At 39.4% G+C, this 17,664-nt stretch carries 17 protein-coding genes and 1 pseudogene; 2 read left to right on the forward strand and 16 right to left on the reverse strand.

From position 1 onward, the window contains the following. Positions 1 to 540 precede the first annotated feature (540 nt). The 15 genes from BUA78_RS04310 to BUA78_RS04380 all read right to left on the reverse strand — a co-directional run bounded on the left by BUA78_RS04310 (position 541) and on the right by BUA78_RS04380 (position 15,141). A complete protein-coding gene (locus BUA78_RS04310; protein ID WP_072911244.1) occupies positions 541 to 3,075 on the reverse strand; it encodes a DEAD/DEAH box helicase in 2,535 nt (844 codons plus the stop codon). A 58-nt stretch (positions 3,076 to 3,133) separates the two neighbouring features. Further along, complete coding sequence (locus tag BUA78_RS04315) at positions 3,134 to 4,831, reverse strand: coiled-coil domain-containing protein (protein ID WP_207650479.1); 1,698 nt, start codon at positions 4,829 to 4,831, stop codon at positions 3,134 to 3,136. Next, a complete protein-coding gene (locus BUA78_RS04320) occupies positions 4,815 to 5,864 on the reverse strand; it encodes a dsDNA nuclease domain-containing protein (RefSeq protein WP_084082300.1) in 1,050 nt (349 codons plus the stop codon). The genes BUA78_RS04315 and BUA78_RS04320 overlap by 17 nt, the downstream gene beginning before the upstream one ends. Positions 5,865 to 6,020: 156 nt before the next feature. Further along, positions 6,021 to 7,325 carry a hypothetical protein gene (locus tag BUA78_RS04325; RefSeq protein WP_072911247.1) on the reverse strand — a complete coding sequence of 435 codons (1,305 nt, stop codon included), beginning with the start codon at positions 7,323 to 7,325 and terminating at the stop codon, positions 6,021 to 6,023. Then, positions 7,318 to 8,973, reverse strand: a complete 1,656-nt coding sequence (locus BUA78_RS04330) for a hypothetical protein (protein WP_072911248.1) — start codon at positions 8,971 to 8,973, stop codon at positions 7,318 to 7,320. The genes BUA78_RS04325 and BUA78_RS04330 overlap by 8 nt, the downstream gene beginning before the upstream one ends. A gap of 50 nt (positions 8,974 to 9,023) precedes the next feature. Continuing rightward, on the reverse strand, positions 9,024 to 9,809 hold the full coding sequence (locus BUA78_RS04335) for an ADP-ribosylglycohydrolase family protein (RefSeq protein WP_072911250.1): 786 nt from the start codon (positions 9,807 to 9,809) through the stop codon (positions 9,024 to 9,026). Between the two features lie 2 nt (positions 9,810 to 9,811). Continuing rightward, a complete protein-coding gene (locus BUA78_RS04340; RefSeq protein ID WP_072911251.1) occupies positions 9,812 to 10,465 on the reverse strand; it encodes a vWA domain-containing protein in 654 nt (217 codons plus the stop codon). An 86-nt stretch (positions 10,466 to 10,551) separates the two neighbouring features. After that, positions 10,552 to 11,589: a DUF429 domain-containing protein gene (locus tag BUA78_RS21010; protein ID WP_072911253.1), complete on the reverse strand. Its 1,038-nt coding sequence runs from the start codon at positions 11,587 to 11,589 to the stop codon at positions 10,552 to 10,554. Then, positions 11,582 to 11,878, reverse strand: a complete 297-nt coding sequence (locus BUA78_RS04350; RefSeq protein WP_072911254.1) for an AbrB family transcriptional regulator — start codon at positions 11,876 to 11,878, stop codon at positions 11,582 to 11,584. Before BUA78_RS04350 ends, BUA78_RS21010 begins: the two co-directional genes overlap by 8 nt. Then, positions 11,875 to 12,333, reverse strand: coding sequence for an AbrB/MazE/SpoVT family DNA-binding domain-containing protein (locus BUA78_RS04355; protein WP_072911256.1), 459 nt, complete (start codon positions 12,331 to 12,333; stop codon positions 11,875 to 11,877). Before BUA78_RS04355 ends, BUA78_RS04350 begins: the two co-directional genes overlap by 4 nt. Positions 12,334 to 12,371: 38 nt before the next feature. Further along, on the reverse strand, positions 12,372 to 13,307 hold the full coding sequence (locus tag BUA78_RS04360; protein ID WP_072911258.1) for a DNA adenine methylase: 936 nt from the start codon (positions 13,305 to 13,307) through the stop codon (positions 12,372 to 12,374). A 4-nt stretch (positions 13,308 to 13,311) separates the two neighbouring features. Further along, on the reverse strand, positions 13,312 to 13,515 hold the full coding sequence (locus BUA78_RS04365; protein WP_072911259.1) for a hypothetical protein: 204 nt from the start codon (positions 13,513 to 13,515) through the stop codon (positions 13,312 to 13,314). Positions 13,516 to 13,684: 169 nt separating this feature from the next. Next, complete coding sequence (locus BUA78_RS04370; RefSeq protein ID WP_072911261.1) at positions 13,685 to 14,188, reverse strand: hypothetical protein; 504 nt, start codon at positions 14,186 to 14,188, stop codon at positions 13,685 to 13,687. Between the two features lie 186 nt (positions 14,189 to 14,374). Beyond that, complete coding sequence (locus BUA78_RS04375; RefSeq protein ID WP_072911262.1) at positions 14,375 to 14,650, reverse strand: hypothetical protein; 276 nt, start codon at positions 14,648 to 14,650, stop codon at positions 14,375 to 14,377. A gap of 242 nt (positions 14,651 to 14,892) precedes the next feature. Further along, positions 14,893 to 15,141, reverse strand: a complete 249-nt coding sequence (locus tag BUA78_RS04380; protein WP_139257235.1) for a hypothetical protein — start codon at positions 15,139 to 15,141, stop codon at positions 14,893 to 14,895. Between BUA78_RS04380 and BUA78_RS04385 the strand changes: the two genes are divergently transcribed. After that, positions 15,129 to 15,404, forward strand: coding sequence for a vWA domain-containing protein (locus BUA78_RS04385; protein WP_238456713.1), 276 nt, complete (start codon positions 15,129 to 15,131; stop codon positions 15,402 to 15,404). The two genes, BUA78_RS04380 and BUA78_RS04385, sit on opposite strands and share 13 nt — an antisense overlap. A gap of 30 nt (positions 15,405 to 15,434) precedes the next feature. Further along, a pseudogene (locus tag BUA78_RS04390) lies at positions 15,435 to 16,030 on the forward strand (helix-turn-helix domain-containing protein). Positions 16,031 to 16,188: 158 nt separating this feature from the next. Here BUA78_RS04390 and BUA78_RS04395 read toward each other — a convergent pair. Beyond that, positions 16,189 to 17,499, reverse strand: coding sequence for an IS4 family transposase (locus BUA78_RS04395; protein ID WP_072911264.1), 1,311 nt, complete (start codon positions 17,497 to 17,499; stop codon positions 16,189 to 16,191). Positions 17,500 to 17,664 lie beyond the last annotated feature (165 nt).

Consider the following 17,664-nt stretch of genomic DNA (forward strand, 5'->3'; position numbering starts at 1 on the left):
TACACCCACTGTTTTTAATGGTTACGCTAAATGTATCCTGTCTGTTGTTAATAAACTTTCCACATTATAATATAAAATTTCCAATACTCACCCGACTCTACGCCCAGCGTTTTAAAGTGTTCACAAAAAGTCGGGCATACATTTATTTTTCATGCTTACCGTTTACATCTATGAAACGCCTCAAAAACGGGGCAAAAATCGCTGTTTTTTGCCTCAAATTTGTCCAATTTTTGCTCCAAAACCACTAGATATAGTGGTCAGCCTGACTCATTTGTCCTCAAACCACAATATGTCATCATTATTACTACCTCTACGTGCCTTGAGGATACAAAAAAGATGCCGTACCTGTCTGGTATCCCCTTGGCGGCAGGGTATATTTCATAAACAGTAGCCTGGGCAGGTCACTTTTTGGGTGATTCGGTGCCTGCTTTTGCTTTACAATTAAAGTAAATTGTAAGCAATAAAACCCTCAAAGGTATTTTAATCTTTGAAGGCTTTATTCGATACAATTTCTTATTATCTGAAATGCATTTTGAAAAACTATTTTGTTTTGTGGTAGTATTGTTCAGCATAAGCTGATTGAATATGGCTAACATCAAGCTTATGAAGCGTAATAAGACGCTGTAAAGTCTCATCACTTATGTCTGCTAATGCAAATGGGGACAAGTCCTTTATGAAGTTTTTGATATTACCTTTTAAGTCACGTAATTTTCCTTTTCTAATAATACGAACATCATGTGTAAAGTTAGCATAATAGGACAGATCTTTGGTCGGAATTATTAAGAAACGGTTAACTCTGGCATCCTTTCCGTACTCTTCTTCAAACCAAGCACAATGGCTATTCATTTGTCCCGCTTCATATTTGCTTATTTCAGCTCGGCTCTCATCCACTTCATTTTTACACTCAAACATGAAGTATTGTTCATTAACGCCACACCATAAATTATCAGGGCCTTTTCTAATTTCTTTGTCAGGACGCTGGCTGATAAAGCCAAGCATCTCACCGATTTCTTTTAAAGCCTCTTCAAACTTATCAGACTCCATGCCAAATGATAAATTATCAAGCGTAGCATTAACTGATAACTGCAATTCTTTGTAATCTTTGAACTTACATAAATAAGACCTAATCCGGTTCATCCTATTTTCATTTATATAAGAAACCTTTGTGTACTCAACGCCTTCCCGTGGTTTAAGCAACTGCGTATTTATTTTGAATGCGGCTTTTTGTATTACATTTGACTGATCCTTCCTTATTCTATAAAGGTATCTTGCTAATTGTTGCATATACCAACCTTTTTCCAGGGGACCATCGCACAGTTCATCAATAAATTTCTGCATGGCATCGCAAGCTTTATTATATTCACCCAGCAAATACATTTGCTCAATATTTCTTTCTGCTAACAATTTTTCATAAATCGTAGAACTTTCTGGCGGAATAGTAACGTTATTCATTTCTGATACATAATACTCCTTCCAACCATCATCCCTCCCAAGACTTTGCTTAATCAGGGATATTACAGTTTTAATAGGTTCATGATTATCTTGTAAATCTTCCTTGGCCATCTCAGCAATCGAAAGCCCTATTTCAATCTGCTTTCTTGTTTGTGCAGAGAAATATTTATTGGTACTAATGCTTCTAATAAATTTCACAATATCCGAACCAATTATGAGCAACACGCAGTAGTCTTTTTCACCCCGTACACCCCTACCAATTCCTTGCTCGATTTTTTGAGCAATCTTTTTATTGATTACCTCACTATGCGGTCTGCATCGCTCCTCATATCTATCAGATAATCCATCAAAGTAGGGCATAGAATCAATAATTAAAACTCTGCAAGATTCATCCGGCAAATCAATCCCGTCATAACGGTTGTTGATAACCAAGACATTTCCAAAGTTTCCTTTTTTCAGTTTATCTATCTGTGCAAAAATATTATCACTATCCGCGATAGTTGCTCCAAGATTTCTATAATGATCTGCTTTCTTCGTACTTGGTACAAGGGCAACAATGCCGAACTTTTGATTTTTCATTTTTGCAAAATTTGTTACTATTAAGTCTCTGTCACACTCATCATGTATAAGCGACGGGAGGATAATCATTTTTTCGCCAGACCACTTTTGTTGATCATTTTTCAGAGGATTTTTAACAGCGTCTATATCGAAGTCCAAACCTTTGATAAAAAAAGAATCGTCTTGCGTTGTGGCTGACATCAAGATCCTATGTTCTGCATTTGCAAATGTAGCAAACATTTTTACATTTGGATTATATGGGGATATTTCAACTTTACTACTCGTAATGTAACACCCATAATTCTCTATGGAGTCTTTTAAAAGTGGCCAAGCATATTTTACTTGATTATCTGCTATGTTTGCTGCCAACAACTTTAAAACTTCTGTCTTTTTATCAAACCAACTCCAATAAGGAACAGCCATCAAAGTTTCATAATTCCCTGTTTGTATATCAATAAAACTTCCTTCTCCTTGGTCTCTTAGATCTTCCTCAAACAGTGAAACCAAACTATTATATAGAGGTTGATTTTTTGTTTTATTTAATGTAATAGAAAAAGCGTTTTTGATTACATCGATACACGCATGGGAATCATCTAAAATAACCGTCCCTACTTTTGTATAATTATTACCTAAGCCAAAAACAGACATGCCATTAAAAAGTTTATGGGCATGCGTTATCAGAATTTTTTCACCAGATAAAAACTCATTCGGTATTTCTCTTCCGTCCTCCATTATACAATAGCTGATTCCAAATTTCTCCGCTTCCTCACACACTTGCTGTACAAGGTATTTGTTTGGACAAACATATAAACAAGGACCGTTATTTGAATTTAGCCTTGATTGAAGAATTAATAATCCAATAAGGGTTTTCCCCTCACCAGTATGCAATTTCACAACAAGGTCTTTTTTATCTTTGTATGTTTGGTACCAACTTTCTAAAATCGCTTTTTGTGCATGCCTTAAAGGTCCAGTAACACTTTTTCTGTCAACAGTACCGTATATTTCAATTGGATCAATCTTTTTCTCGATTGCCCCTTTATTGAGTCTCTTTTTAAAGTCAACCATAGTTTTGTTCCTCCACATTTTCAATCGTAACCAATGGTGTGTTTATCATTACATTAAATCATTCGCTTGTCTTTGATAGTTCAATCAAGAGCTGACTATTATTTGAATAATCTTCTTCGCATAAAAGTTCATATTTAGCATTTTCGAGATAAATCACTTTATCAAACTGTACTCCGTCAAAGTCATCAGACTTGAACCCTATTCCTGAAAGAATAAGCTGGTTTTTATCATCAATATTTTTGGCGAGATATTCATATACTCTTACTCTCTTAGTCAAATCAGTCTCAGCGTTATTAGGACTGTCAAAAACAACAGGAAAATTTATCGCATCCGGGTTAAACTGATTTTTCAGCTTAATCAGATTGGTGTACCAAATAACTGTTGAAATTGGTTTGTTGCTTCCACCGGCAGAAAAGGAGTTGGTAATTTTCTCAAAACCTTTAGCATCTATTTCTTCCAGTCCAAACTTTATTTTGTCAGCCAGCATCAATTCATAGTACCTCTGGTTTATTTCTTTTTTACGGTCATTATACACACGAATCTGCTTTTTCAGTTCCTTTTCAGATACCTCTTTCCCTTCGATGGCTTTTCTTGTGGTCACCAGGTCTGATGTAATACTATCACGGACTTCAATCAGTCCCTGATGCTTCAAAACGTCATTAACCTCTGCTGTTTTGTTGCCAAGTGATTTCTCATAGGCGCTTAATTTTGAAAGTCCATCTTTATATTCCTCTTCCAGTTTAGCTATTTTCTTATCCGTCTGACTAATCGAAATCTGGAGATCACTACTGAGCAAAATAATGTCATCGTTAGTGTTGTATTTCATAACTCTCAAATGGAGCGTATCTGCAACTTCTGACTCACATAAAGGGCACCTATGTTTTAGTAAAGATGAAATATGATTCTCATTCAGTTTTCCAAGGTGTTCAAGTGAATGCAAACTTCTTTGCAGCTCATCTTTTTCATTTCTAATTTCAATAAGTTTCGTCCTTGTTTCACTGAGCGTCTTAGCAATGGAAGAATATTGCTCTTTTGACCTTTCTATATCATGGCGTAACAGGTCTATGCTCTTTGAATACGATACGTCTTTGATACTTACAAAGACTTTTTCAAGCATAGACTCTGACAGTTCCTTATCTTTCTTCAAGCGACTGATTTCATCGCTGATAGACTCCAATTTGTGCATAATCTCATAATAATTATCATCAAACGCTCCAAAATGATAAAAAAGAGCATTTTCCTTATAATTAGGGTATTGGGCCAACTGCTTAAACGATGCAAAATTAGTTCCATCAAGTTTATCCTGGTCTAAGAAATAAAGCAAATAATTATAGGCAGGTGGCGTAATCTCAAGCTTATCTTCACTTCTGTTAGGAAGTTTGACTGCGAATTTAAAGATTGTACCCAAAGATGCAGCTAATTCATGTCTATCTATTGTTTTGAAAAGGAGACGATGATTGCTGTCAAACACCTTAAAAAGACGGTTGCACCTGAAGGTATAGTATTCTTCATTTGCAATGGTAAAATTGACGATATATGCTTTACCATCGTCCTGCCATTTATCATCAAAATAACAATCTGCTCCAAGAGCATGATAAAGAGACTTCATAATAACTGACTTCCCGCGGTCAGTACCATCAACAGGACTCGATGTGATAATATTTTTCCCTTCAGCAAATTCAATAACTTTTGCTTTTTTCTCAGAGCTGGAAAAAATGTACAGTTTCTTAAAAATCATTTTACGCATTTCTTCCATCCTCCCATCTCTTCAAAATTAATATAAGGAACACATAAATCTGTTCACGAGAATATTCGACCGAAAAAGAATCTCCAAAATTCTGGAGCAAAACATCAATAATCTCTTCAAATTCCTCTGGCAGATTTTCAATATTACTGTCTATATAAGAAGAGATTTCTCTCTCTTTATTTTTTAGCTCATTTGATCTTACTGACGCTTCTAAAATATGTACAAGCGCAGTTTTCAGCTTCCTGCGTTCTTTCACTGAGTATTTTGACTCAATATATTCTTGTGCCTGTTTCACTCCATTATCAGTGTTATCAACATATTGATTCAGCATCATGTCCAGCTGGGCTTTTGTTATTCCTTTATGCAAAATTAGCTCGTCATAATCATCCGACTTTAATTCGTAGCAAGCCTTTGCATCAACTGTGTCTCGAATAAGCCGATACAATGCATTAGGTTTGATTGGTTCGCAATTCTTAATTTTTTCAAAGCACCCGGCGATTTTTCCTTTAATATCGTTCTCTGGGTCCAACAAATTCATTGAGGTGTATATATAATGGACATTAGAAATATCTATATCATCTTGTTGTAATTCCGTTTTAAGTGCATCGCATATCTTTTTTTGCGTAGCTTCATCTAAATCACAAAATTTTAATACCTCAACATCAGAATAAACTTTCTTATCAATTTGAAAGAAAGCATTTGACACCAGCGCAACTTTCATACTTACTTGTTGGTCAGATATGTTTTTCAGAAGATATAATCTTCCTATGATAGATTTACCGGTGTTTTTGTCCGGCTTTGAAATAACGGTAAATTTATACGGTGACTGGACTTTATGAGTTTTTATTTGATAAAACTCCAAGGTATCATCAAAGTGTATTTCAATATCGCATTTATAATCAAAAACAACACAAAAATCCGGCTTATCATATAAGTCGAACATTTTGCTAATTCCCCATAGCATTTCAAGGCGGAAACGATTTTTACTTGCCGCCCCGGATAGATCATACGGTATTGAATTGTATACGCTTATTACACCCAAGACAGCCACCGCCTAGCTCAATTACTTTATCCATTTCAACGCATCATTTACCCTAAATTATTAGCGCAAATAAAATGAGAACTTCTATATTATACCATATATCTAAGGGGAATTTGTAGAATTTTCTACTAATTTCAAGCTCTGCTTGAAAGCCTTTCAGTCATCTTTCAGTGATTTTATTTCTGAAATAATGTTATTAAGAGGGTTAGATTTCTCCGCTTTATCTCTTAAAACTAAAAGGTATTCTTCGATTATTTCCTTTGATTCGGGATCAGCTATTGTAGGCAGAAGCTCATTCAGGTCATTGATATATTTCTTTAGGTTCTGGTATTTAAACCATTCTTCCATATGGTGATCTATATTCTGATGAAATTTAACTCGCCTTTGATTTTTCGCTTCTATTTTTTGTTTTTCTCTTGAGTTCTCCGCTTCGATCTCACGTAGCAGCTGCTCTTCCTTTTTTCTTTTTTCATATTCCCGTTCTGAAATATATTTAGTAATTGCAGCTTCATTTGCAATTTTGAATAGGGATATGAAAATTTCACCCAATTGCTTTTCAAGCGGTTCATTTAAAGAATCCTGAAAATGCAGCCTTTTGGTACATTTTTCCCTAGTCCGATTGTCAGAGATTTCAGCAAAACCAATTTCCAGCGACCCGCTGGGCAGCTTTTCATACATTGGTTTGAACTCTGTATTTAAAATAACTTCTTTAGGCTCCAGCAACTTGGTTCTTTGCTTTATCATGATTTCATTCATATCGAAAATGAAGTCATGATTAAAAACCATGAATGTGGCATTGTCCTTGTCACCACGGTTAACAATTACCTTTCCGCCTAATTCACTGACCAGGTTGATTAAAGTGTTCATTATTTTCAGTGCTCTATTGGTTTGTTTCTCCGAGACTGATATCGGCAGAACGGCTATGTTATCACGATAGGGCGTTTTATGATGGACAGTCCAATAGAGATCGGTATATCTAAAAATATCATGAAATCTATGTTCTTCATCTCTTGCTTTTCTATATTCAATTTCTTTCTGATATTCAGCTATTAATGGGTTATAATTATCGATTTTCTTGGGAACTTGAATTTTTTTACACCATTGAATAAAATTTTCTTTCGATTCTGGAGTTAAAAGCTCTATTCCATCCGTACTCTCAAGCTCGCTGTCTGTTTTTTCGGAAATATCTTCAATTTCGATAATATGCTTTTTATCCTCCGCATGAATAGTTTGCTTTATTATTTTCATAGGTGGCAACTTGGGCTTCGGAGCCGATTCCTTACCTGCCTGGAGCTTTGCCCAATGGCCTACAGGCGGCAGGGGTATTTCAAGCTTTATACATCTTTTACGCAATCCATTATCAGACAAGCCATAGCGCTTTGCGATGGTTGTCATTGGCTCACTCCATACCTCGTTAAAAAGCTTTTGCCGTTCCGCAAGAAAATCATCTTCATTATACATACTTTTGCTCCTCTATGCGGAATGAGAATCCTCCTCTGAGGAGGACATCGACAAGCTCCTCCAGATCCTCGCTGCCAGCTACGCTTTCCGGAACAAAATAACGGGGCAAATTATCATTAAAAAGTGCAGAAATGCCGCCAAGAAAATCTGAATATTTATGGTAGCCATGTGAATTTAAGTATACATCGTCTTCTTTTCTTATTTCGCTGAAAATGCTATAAACATCATGAATATTGGACAAGTGTATTCCCAATATGCTATTTCTTATTTCACTTAACTTGTCTAATTTCTCTTCGAGTTCATGTCCATAGCACTTCTTTTTAAAAAGCGAAGAGATATCAACTGCAAGTTTTAAATGGTATTTCCTCTCTTTTACTGTCCTTCTTATATTTAATATGTCCTCAACCGTCTGCATTAGGTATTTTGGTTTTGAATGGTACCTCTCAGAGCCGTTAACAATAACAATTTTCAAATCGGAATATTTTCTCATAGCTTTTTCTAATATACTATATTTTTGAAAAAATTCTTCTTCGCCATAGTTGTTTGATCGTATCGGCGGAAAAATCTCTATTACAGACGGGGCGCAATATTTTGAAAATGTTTCATGCAAATTACTGATTACGCTCTTTAATTCCTTTTCATCCTTCCATATCACATCATTATCCTTATTATATGATAGCCTGAGAATGTAGGATGTTCCCGGATTGTTACTTATGAAACCATCGTATGTTTCAATAAACGATTTACTGCATGGAACATCCGGCGGATATGCAATATCTTTAACTTTTACCGGAATCAGAGCGTTAATGTTTTTTACTATTTTAACCCTTTGGGTTGAAATACAAAGATTTACATATTCAGACCAGTAATCTGAATCTTCTACATTATCAAATATCCAATCGTACATCATGAGCATTTCCAGTTCACCCTTTTTGCCTTCGATAAATGGACGATTACAATTCTCTTGGTACACTTCATCGATTGAAAAGGGATTATTGTTGTATCGGTGATTATATCGGTTAATGCGATAATGCGTTTCAGACTTGCTATCATATTTTCTTTCAACATACCGCTCATTGTACTTCCACATATAGCCTTCTGTAAATTGAATTATGTTTACTTTATATTCCCTGTATGCACTCTTAACCCAGTCTATCAGCGAATCGTCGAGGAGCCTGTAGCTTGAGAAAGAAGGCTTTTCTGTTTCATTATCTTTAATCTCTTGTGCTAATACTGCTAAGTCCTCTTTAAAATTTTCAACGCCAATCCCTTTTACCTTTGAACTATTGCAAAATGCATCAACCGCACCCTCATAGTCCTCTTTGCAGTAAAACAAATCATAATACTTCAAATCAGATATGTAATTTTTTAATGTTCGGTCTATGCGGCTTTTGTATTCCTTATAATACCGGGAAATAAAATCTTTGCTTTTAGGATATGAGGCTCCAATTTCCTGTTCTATTTTTAAAAGAGTTTGTTCAACCTTGATATTTTCGTAGTCATATGCTTCAGGATTAAGGTAGTTGTTAAAATAATCCATAACATACTTTATTACTGTCGTCATGTTTTCGGCATGATTCTGAAAATTGAATTCATCCAGCTTGTCCTTTTTCTTCATCTGTGAAATATACTGCTCAACAGTAAGCATTCTTCTACCTCCTCAACATGACAAACGTGCACGCAAAACCGCCATACCAATTAACGAATAAGGATTTTCATTCTTGATTGCGCTTCCCTATATACATCAAGTAAGCCCTGATCCAAAATCGATAAAGCTTTTTCCTTGATTTCTTTTGGAATACAATAAGCCGCCTCTGCGATGCTGCCAGTTATCGCCGCAAGAGTGTCGCTGTCACCGCCTAGTGAAATTGCATTTCGTATAGCGTCTTCAAAATCAACGCTTTCTAGGAAAGCAATTATCGCCTCGGGTACTGTTTCCTGGCAGCTCTCATTAAAACGGTAATTGGGGCGTATTTCATCAAGGGATCGGTTTAAATCATAGCCATATTTATTCTCAATATAAGCCTTAATCTCTTCTTTTGTTTTTCCCATGCGAGCAAGGAATATGGCTGCAGCTGTTGCCTGAGCCCCCTTGATTCCCTCCGGGTGATTATGCGTTACAGCAGCACTGATCTTAGCATATTTCTCTACCTCTGTAAGAATATCGAAAGCCCAAGCCACCGGTGAAACCCGCATAGCCGATCCGTTCCCCCAGCTGTTATATGGATTGATGTCGTCGGAAAACAGCCAACTGCCAAAACGTCCGCCATATCCTGAATCAGGGTATAAACGACCATATTTTTTCATGGCGGCAATGAAATCTTCATCATCGCCGCCATTCATCAATCCTTCTGCAATTGCCAGTGTCATTACCGTATCATCAGTAAAGAAACATCCTGGGCTGAATAGAGGAAAGTCCTTGGTCTTTATATTGTTCCACTCATAAACCGAACCTACTATATCTCCAATAATAGCACCAATCATGATTATCTCCTGCCGCCACGTTTCTTGAAATCCTCGTCGATACGTTCCTTCCAATTTTCAGATATCGAGCGGTTAGCACGTATACTGCTTACAGTTTCGCTGATCACTTCATAATTTAACAACGTACCTTCACTGTCTGCATTATAATTTGTTGCCCTGTCTTTGCTAATGCCGAAACGTTCAGCAGTTGAAACGGCATCTATGTTAGCGCCAAGAAAGATAAACTCCCAGCCATATTTGCTTTTTTGATGCTCAATCATTTGGCGCACTTTACCATAGCTGTATTCACGGCTTGCGTTTTCCATACCGTCTGTAGTTATTACAAACATTACATGCTCGGCACGCTCATCTTCGGCGGTATGCTTCTGGACATTTCCTATCTTATTTATTGTCTTACCCACTGCATCCAGCAATGCAGTATTTCCGCGTACATAATACTCCTTGTCTGTAATAGGAGCTATCCCCCGAAGATTTATGCGGTCATGCAGCAGCTCATACTTGTCATCAAATAAAACTGTGGTAATAACAGCCTCACCGGGTTCCTTTTTCTGTTTTTCAAGCATGGCATTGTAGCCGCCAATTGTGTCACTTTCTAGACCGCTCATAGAGCCGCTTCTGTCAAGAATAAATACCAGTTCATTCAAATCTTTTTTCATAATGTTTTCCTCCAAATCATCATTTATTGTGATTCAAGGATAACATTTCTTATTTTCTGATCGGTCGCATGACAAGCGACAAATTGTTATAATTTTGGAATTATCATCTGCATCTTTAATCCTGTGGCATCGGTCTTAATCTCGTCCGCATCAGGTACTGTTGCACTTCTTCCTTCAACAGCAAGTCTTCCTACAAGAGCCAAGCAAACTGCATCCACAACATCATCCCTGTATTTTCTAAAAAGCGGATGTTGAGTAACATCCACCCGGTCAATCCCGTATTTTTCAAGAATCTCCAGTCGCTTTTCAATGCCTTGTTCTTCTGATTTTTTCTCCATAACTGGATTGCCGCCGTTTAACAAGGCAAAGCAAACTTCGGGATGACTTTCATGCAAAATATTTTTCCACGTTTCGTTTTCCTGAAGGAAAATATCAATTTCATTCACTGCGTCACGAATGCCCATAGTCATATAATTTGCTCCAGCATTGAGCGCTTTGCTTATATTCCAAGCGTCTGCTACCGTTTTTGCCCTTGCCACACTTCTAAATGGAACCGGAAAAATCGAGGACGATTTCCCTTTAAGGATTTTGCGCGCTGTATTTTCCGGTCGATGTGCCGCTTCTTCTCTGCTGTCTGCAAGACCTATTGGAATATCTATTATGAATTTGTCAGCTGTTTTATGTGCATCAAGCACATCGGCTATTCTATTATATCGTTCAATGCTGCATAGCCACACGCCGGAGGTGTATCGCCCGTCCGGCAGAAAGCAATAGCCGCTGTACTGGGGTTCATGGCTTTTCATATCCAACGCATCAGTCGGCCGGATCTGCGAGAGCTGGAGCCGGGCATGATCAGACAGAATTTCCGGCTTCGCAATCCCAAGCACATCGCTTCTGTTCCAGCGAACCAGTTCTCCATCCTCTAGTGAAACTGTGAAGACGGACCGTCCGATGGGATTGGGATTGCTTCCGTTTCCACCGGTGCAATAGCATAGCTGATGCTTTGCGTTCCGCTGATCGCCCGGCAAGGAGGAAGGCCGGAGTAAAATAACCCTGCCGCTGATGGGCATGTCATATCCGGTTTGCAGGCAGTCCTCTTGTGTGAATAACTCTTTCTCAGTCAAGTCGAATCGGCTCCTTTCTTTTTTCGATTATGTCCAGCAGCTTTGCGGCGATGGATATCAATGTTTCCTCCGGCATATCGCGGATGGCGGCACGCACAAATGCTTCCACTGCCTCCGGCGATTGGTCGCCAATCTCAATAAGATCAACCTTTTTTGCCGTGATGACGCCCTTATGGATTCCGAGGCGCACGATATCTCCATGCTCCATTTCGGCAGCAGTACGAAGTGCCTTCGGAATCAATACACGCCCCTTGTCGTCTACGATTTTATAAATGGGCTTTGCTTTCATACGAAGTATCCCTCCTTTCTCATAACGTCACGAACGGTGCTGGGGTCTATGCCAAGATCCTCGAAGAGCCCGCGTAGCTCGTCTGGCAGACGATCAAGGATATCCGACGCAGCGATGACAATGGCACCCTCGGCACAAAGGACATCCAAGTTGCTGTATAATGGGATGTCCGCAGACTCCAGCAGTTCGTGGGGTATATGCAGTTCGTCCTCCGGGAGTTCATATTCCGGAGAAAATTTCTCGTCATCCTTCTGCAATTCAAAGAGAGGGACGGCAATCTCCACTCCCTCAGATGTGATAAGAACCAGAGGGCAGTGGTGATTTACTTCCTCCTGCACCATCATGGTGAGGCAGATCTCATCCCCGGGATTCAGCCCGGCATTGCCTACGGCTTCTGCAGGAATAACAATCTGGCCATTTTTGTCTACCTCAGACTTCATTTTAATAATTTTCATTAAGGTGTTCCCCCTTTAAATTAACCCCCGTGATGGGGTTATAGTTGTGGGTCAAATAACAGTTCGGAGTCGAAAAGATTCATCTGGGACGGCATATCACTCAGCCTTTCGGCAGTGTCGTAGTTAGAGATCAGGACTTCAGCGTATTCGCATCCATTGTCATAGCGCTGGGCAAGGTTGTTGATGCGGCTGACCGCTTCAATATTAAAGTCCTTGTACAGCTCGCGAATGAATTCACAGTCGTTATAGCTGACGAGCCATTTCCCCTGGCAGGGTGCAAGAGTGTCCCGCAAACGATAGTGATCGTCTTTTTTAAATTCCACGGCGTAGTGTCCTTCCGTCTGATAATATGGCGGGTCGCAATAGATGAAGGCATTTTCACGGTCGTACTGCTTAATCAAAGCTTCAAAGTCTTTATTCTCAATGACAGTATCCTTAAGCCTCCGGCTGCCCTGCCAGAGAAGATGAAAGGTTTTCCGGATATCAAAGGGCTGGCATCCGTAGCTGGTGCAGCCGCTTCCGTAGCTTAACCGGATGAGACGGTAAAAGGCGGCGGCGCGTTTTACATCGTTCATCTGTGCATTTTCCAGAAGAATAGGCTTTATTTCCTCAAACTGAGGTTCATTGAGAAATCTCTGTGCGATCTCCAGCTCCTCCCGCAGGTACTCGTTTGTGAATTCCTCCTTCTCCAGATATTTTTTCAGGACATTGAATTCGTCGCGTCCGTTCAACGGAAAGAAATTCAGCTCCTTGAGAAGAGCAAAGGGGCGGTCGCGGACGCATCGGAACAGATTTGCTAGGTCTGAATTGAAATCGTTGTAGACCTCCATAGCGGCGTCCGGAGGCCGTCCAAACAGCACCCAGCCTCCGCCGCCGAAGACCTCAATGTACCGTCCGAATTCCTTCGGCATACGCTGATAGATCATATCCCGCAGAGCCTTTTTGCCGCCCACCCAACTGATAATGCTGTTCAATATGTCACCTCCCTTTGCCCCGGCGGCTGATTTTTTCAACGTCGGTTCTCATGCAGGAACCGTCAGAACTCCAGCAGATAAAACCGACGCCGGGATAAGGGCAGCCGACACAGCGAGTTGTATCTTCAGGCAGAGGCAGGGAATGCTTTGCAGGTGGAGCGTTTTCTTCGGCTCCTGTTTTTTCTTCTGGTGTTACATCATGCTTCATAGTTCAGCTCCTTTCTCGGAAAACAAAAAAGGCGCTGCCTTTTTTATAAAGACAACGCTTTCTCGTTCTTTATTTAGTTGTATGGCTCACAGCAATCTGCTGCAACAAAAAAGCGCCCTTCAGCTTCATAAGAAACCAAAAAGCTCTATTTGTCTGTTCACATTTTCATTCATCCCATCACCTGACCTCCGTATCCAAGGTCGGACGAGCTGTTTTTCATCTCCTGTTCAAGCTTTAATGAATAGTTTTCATGATTCCAGAAGCTGACGTAGATCTCGCCGTCAGGAGTTTTAATGGGACGCTGTTCGAATCCTTCCCCATACCCGTCAGAGTTCTGACCGCACACATAATCCATAAGCGCAGCGGTTTCTTCTCCGGTAAGAGTCTCCTTCAGCCCGGCGGTCATGACTCCCCACAACTCGCCATCAACAACCTCCACTGTCGGGTACAGACTATACACCTTTTGCTTGAGAGCTTCGTCGTGAATGTACTCAGCAAGACCTCGGTCATTTTCGAAATGTCGGTTCTCCTTGGTGATAGCAGCGAGGATTTGATCCTCATACGCCACGGCCTCCCTTGGTGAGATATCTTCCCTCTCATCCTCCATACAGTCATACTGAGGATAGCAGAAAATCTTCAGAGGGAAAAAGATACGCATTGTTTCATTTGCCATTTTGACTTCCTCCATTCTATTATCTTTGAGTCCCTAAAAAGGGCATAAAAAAAGCGGGGGTATCTTCGTTAGAAAACACTCCCGCTGATTTTCAGGAACAGTTATATTCAATTAAATAAATTGATATTTGTCGAGCACAGTAAAACCTTTTTATTCTTCCTGCTTCATTTGTTCCATTCGATAAATTTATTTAGATGCATATATACTTTCATTTCCATTCGAATCAATTCTTATTAGCCGTACACCTATGAAATCCGGATTATCTCTGTAATCGTTAAACACGTCCCACGCATTATCGAAACCTGAAACACCTCTTGAACCAGAACCGTAATGCTCAATTTTCCCACCATTTTTGATCATTTCTTTTACTGATGTTGTTTGATCATCCCATTCAACTCTATATCCGTAGGAGTCTTCATCTGGATTTGCTGATGATTCTAAAAATCTCATTCCTCTTCCCATTTGCATTTCACCTCCTCATCATATTTGTTTCTACCTTGTTCTTAAATTCCTGTTTGTTTATGTGTTCTATACTGTCCTTTATCATCTTATTGTCCAGCTATGGGAAATTCAAGCATGGACTCTGAAATACCGAATGTCATCTATAAATACCCCTAAAAAACGGGGCCAAAAAATACAATTTTCGGCCCTGTTTTTTGCCCATTTTTTGCTCCAAAACCACTACATATAGTGGTTGGCCTGCCTTATTTGCCCTTCAAACCACTATTTGTCATCAGAACTATACTCTCAACGTGTGCCGTCCAAGGAAACATATCCACTGGCTGCACTTGCATAGTTTGATAACCCAGGCTATCCAGTATCCCCAAATCTCGGGCCAAAGTGGCAGGGTCGCAGGAGACATAGACTACCTTCGGTACACAAGCTTCCTGTATTGCCTGTAGTACTTTTCTCGCAACTGCGCATCCTGGCGGAAAAGCTGATGAAAGCACCACAAAAGACGAAGCTGCTTATCAGCATCAGCGACGGTCAGCCAAAGGCTATGCCGTACTATACCGGTGAGACTGCCATAACTGATATGAAAGGCGTGATACAGGAATATAATCGCAAAGGTATATTATTTCTGGCTGCTGCCATTGGGCAAGATAAAGAAACCATTTGTAATATTTACGGGCAGGAACGCTTTTTGGACATCACCGATTTACGACATCTTCCGACTCGGTTGGTTCAAGTCATCGCTAAATATCTATATCAATGATAAACTCAGAACACCTTGGAGGTGACTAATGTGGATTGCACCAAGGTTGGGCGTTTAATTTTTCAGCTGCGAAAAGAAAAGGGTCTGACACAGCAGCAGGTTACGGATTTGCTAAATATCAGCAATAAGACCATATCCAAATGGGAGTGCGGTTTGGGTTTCCCCGATGTTTCGCTATGGTCTGAGCTTGCGGCCGTACTGGGGGCAGACATTCAAAAAATGCTGGAGGGGAAACTTGATCCCAACCTACCTGACGTGGGAAAGATTGATAAAACTCAATTCTATGTATGCCCTGCCTGTGGTAACATTCGGACGAGCACCTCCATCTCCTGCTGCGGACGAAAGCAGCGGCCTTTAAACCGCTGCCTTACACTGCAGAACATGAAATTACAGTACAAGAAATGGACATAGACTACTATATTTCTATCCGTCATGATATGATGAAAGACCACTATATCGCATTTGTGGCGTATGTGCTTTACGACAGGGTGCTTCTAATCCGCTTGTATCCGGAACAAAGTGCAGAAGCCCGTATTCCAATGATGAAAATAGGCGGCGACTTATATTTGTATTGTACAAAGCATGGTTTGCAGAAATATACCGACTCTTTTAACCGATATCTGTAAACTCAATGTCATTAAGTTAAGAACTCACAGTGCCTCTGTAAAGCTAAAACCCGTGCTTGCAGAGGCACTGATTTATTATTTTAGCAATTACTGAATGTTTTAAGGCAACACAAAAACAGGTGCCCGTAAGCATCTGAAAAAGATTATATGAAATTGGTTCAGATAATTCTATAGTTAAGACTCATAGCAGAAAGATGCTTTTGATATCTTGGAAAATTTCGGCCAGTACGCACGGGTGAAGTACATCGCAAGAGCATTTGCAGCAGAACCGCTTCGCTGGTCATATTATACAAAAACTGCTTACACCACAAAAACGCAGCAGAAAAGTTTATCCGAACTTTATTATCCTTAAGATCACGAAAACGCATCAAAAGTGACGAAAAATTATATAAAATAAGCTTAGAAAACACTTCTTGAATGACAAATTGTATTTTCTTGCTGTGGATGCTGGCCAATCCGATTGTGTATTTTAACTCTCGAAATGATGTTTCTATTCCCCAACGCATTTTGTAGAGGTGTTTAATCTTTTCGGCTGGGAAATTAGCAGCTGGCAAATTTGTATATATGGTTTCATATAAACCTGATGAAATCATAAATCGCACTACACGGAAATTCAAATCATACATTTTATTTGACTTAGGCTCTATGTAGTCAAATGTTGCTTTAGGTGGAAGCCAACGGTATTTGCAAGGGTCCTGCTCAAATAATTTTCGTGTCTCTTTCGTTTGCCTACGGGTTAAGGTTATGCTCACAGGCATATCAAACTCCTTGGAATCCGGAAGTGCTATCTTTGTGATAATTCCATAGGATTCTTTGGCTCTTAATACAAAATGCCATCCCTTTTCTTTAATATGAGCCATAGTATTAAACGATTCATATCCCCGATCCGCTACAATAATAGTTTTGTCGCTTATCTCCAAACGATCTACCATTATGGCTAATGCTCGATGTTCACTCATATTTCTTTTCATTTGCAAGGATGCGTCGCTATAGACATGGCTGAGCAAGTCATATACAGCATCCAAGTGTGCAAGATTATACCCTTTTTTATCCGTTTCATTCGTTTTGATGTATGTTTCGGGATCATTTGCATTGGCTGGTAATCTTAGATCAGAACCATCAATAGCAAGGACACGGTATCCACTGTAGTATGAATTCATAGTGCATTCTTTAGCAAAGCTATGGAATATCGATTCAAATGCAGCAGGCAATAACTTGTTTCTCTGTTGAACAAATGCTGAAACAGTTGCTGTATCGGATGCATAATGGAACCAATCATACATTTCTTTGCGCAGTGTATTTCCTCCCATAGAAATCAAGAGCTGGATCATTGTATCCATGCTAAGTTTCCGATTCCTGGTAAAGTCTTTTCCAGGCCTAAGGACAAATTCATCTTTCGATTCAGTTACATGAGAGATTGCAAGCTTTAATTTTTGCTTTATTTCCTCTGGTGACCATTTTTTGTTCATTTGGAGGCCTCCTTTGAAAATGCTTTCAAGGCAAAGCCTCCGATTTTTGATAATTTGTCAAGCCTTTTTCTTTATTTTTTTACTGTCTGGTCACAAAAATAGTCCCAGTCTAATAGCAGAGCTTGCTTTGGACTGGGACTATTCTTTCTTAACTTAATGACATTG

This window comes from Desulforamulus aeronauticus DSM 10349 (genome assembly GCF_900142375.1).
In the GTDB taxonomy this organism is placed as follows: Bacteria; Bacillota; Desulfotomaculia; order Desulfotomaculales; family Desulfotomaculaceae; genus Desulfotomaculum; species Desulfotomaculum aeronauticum.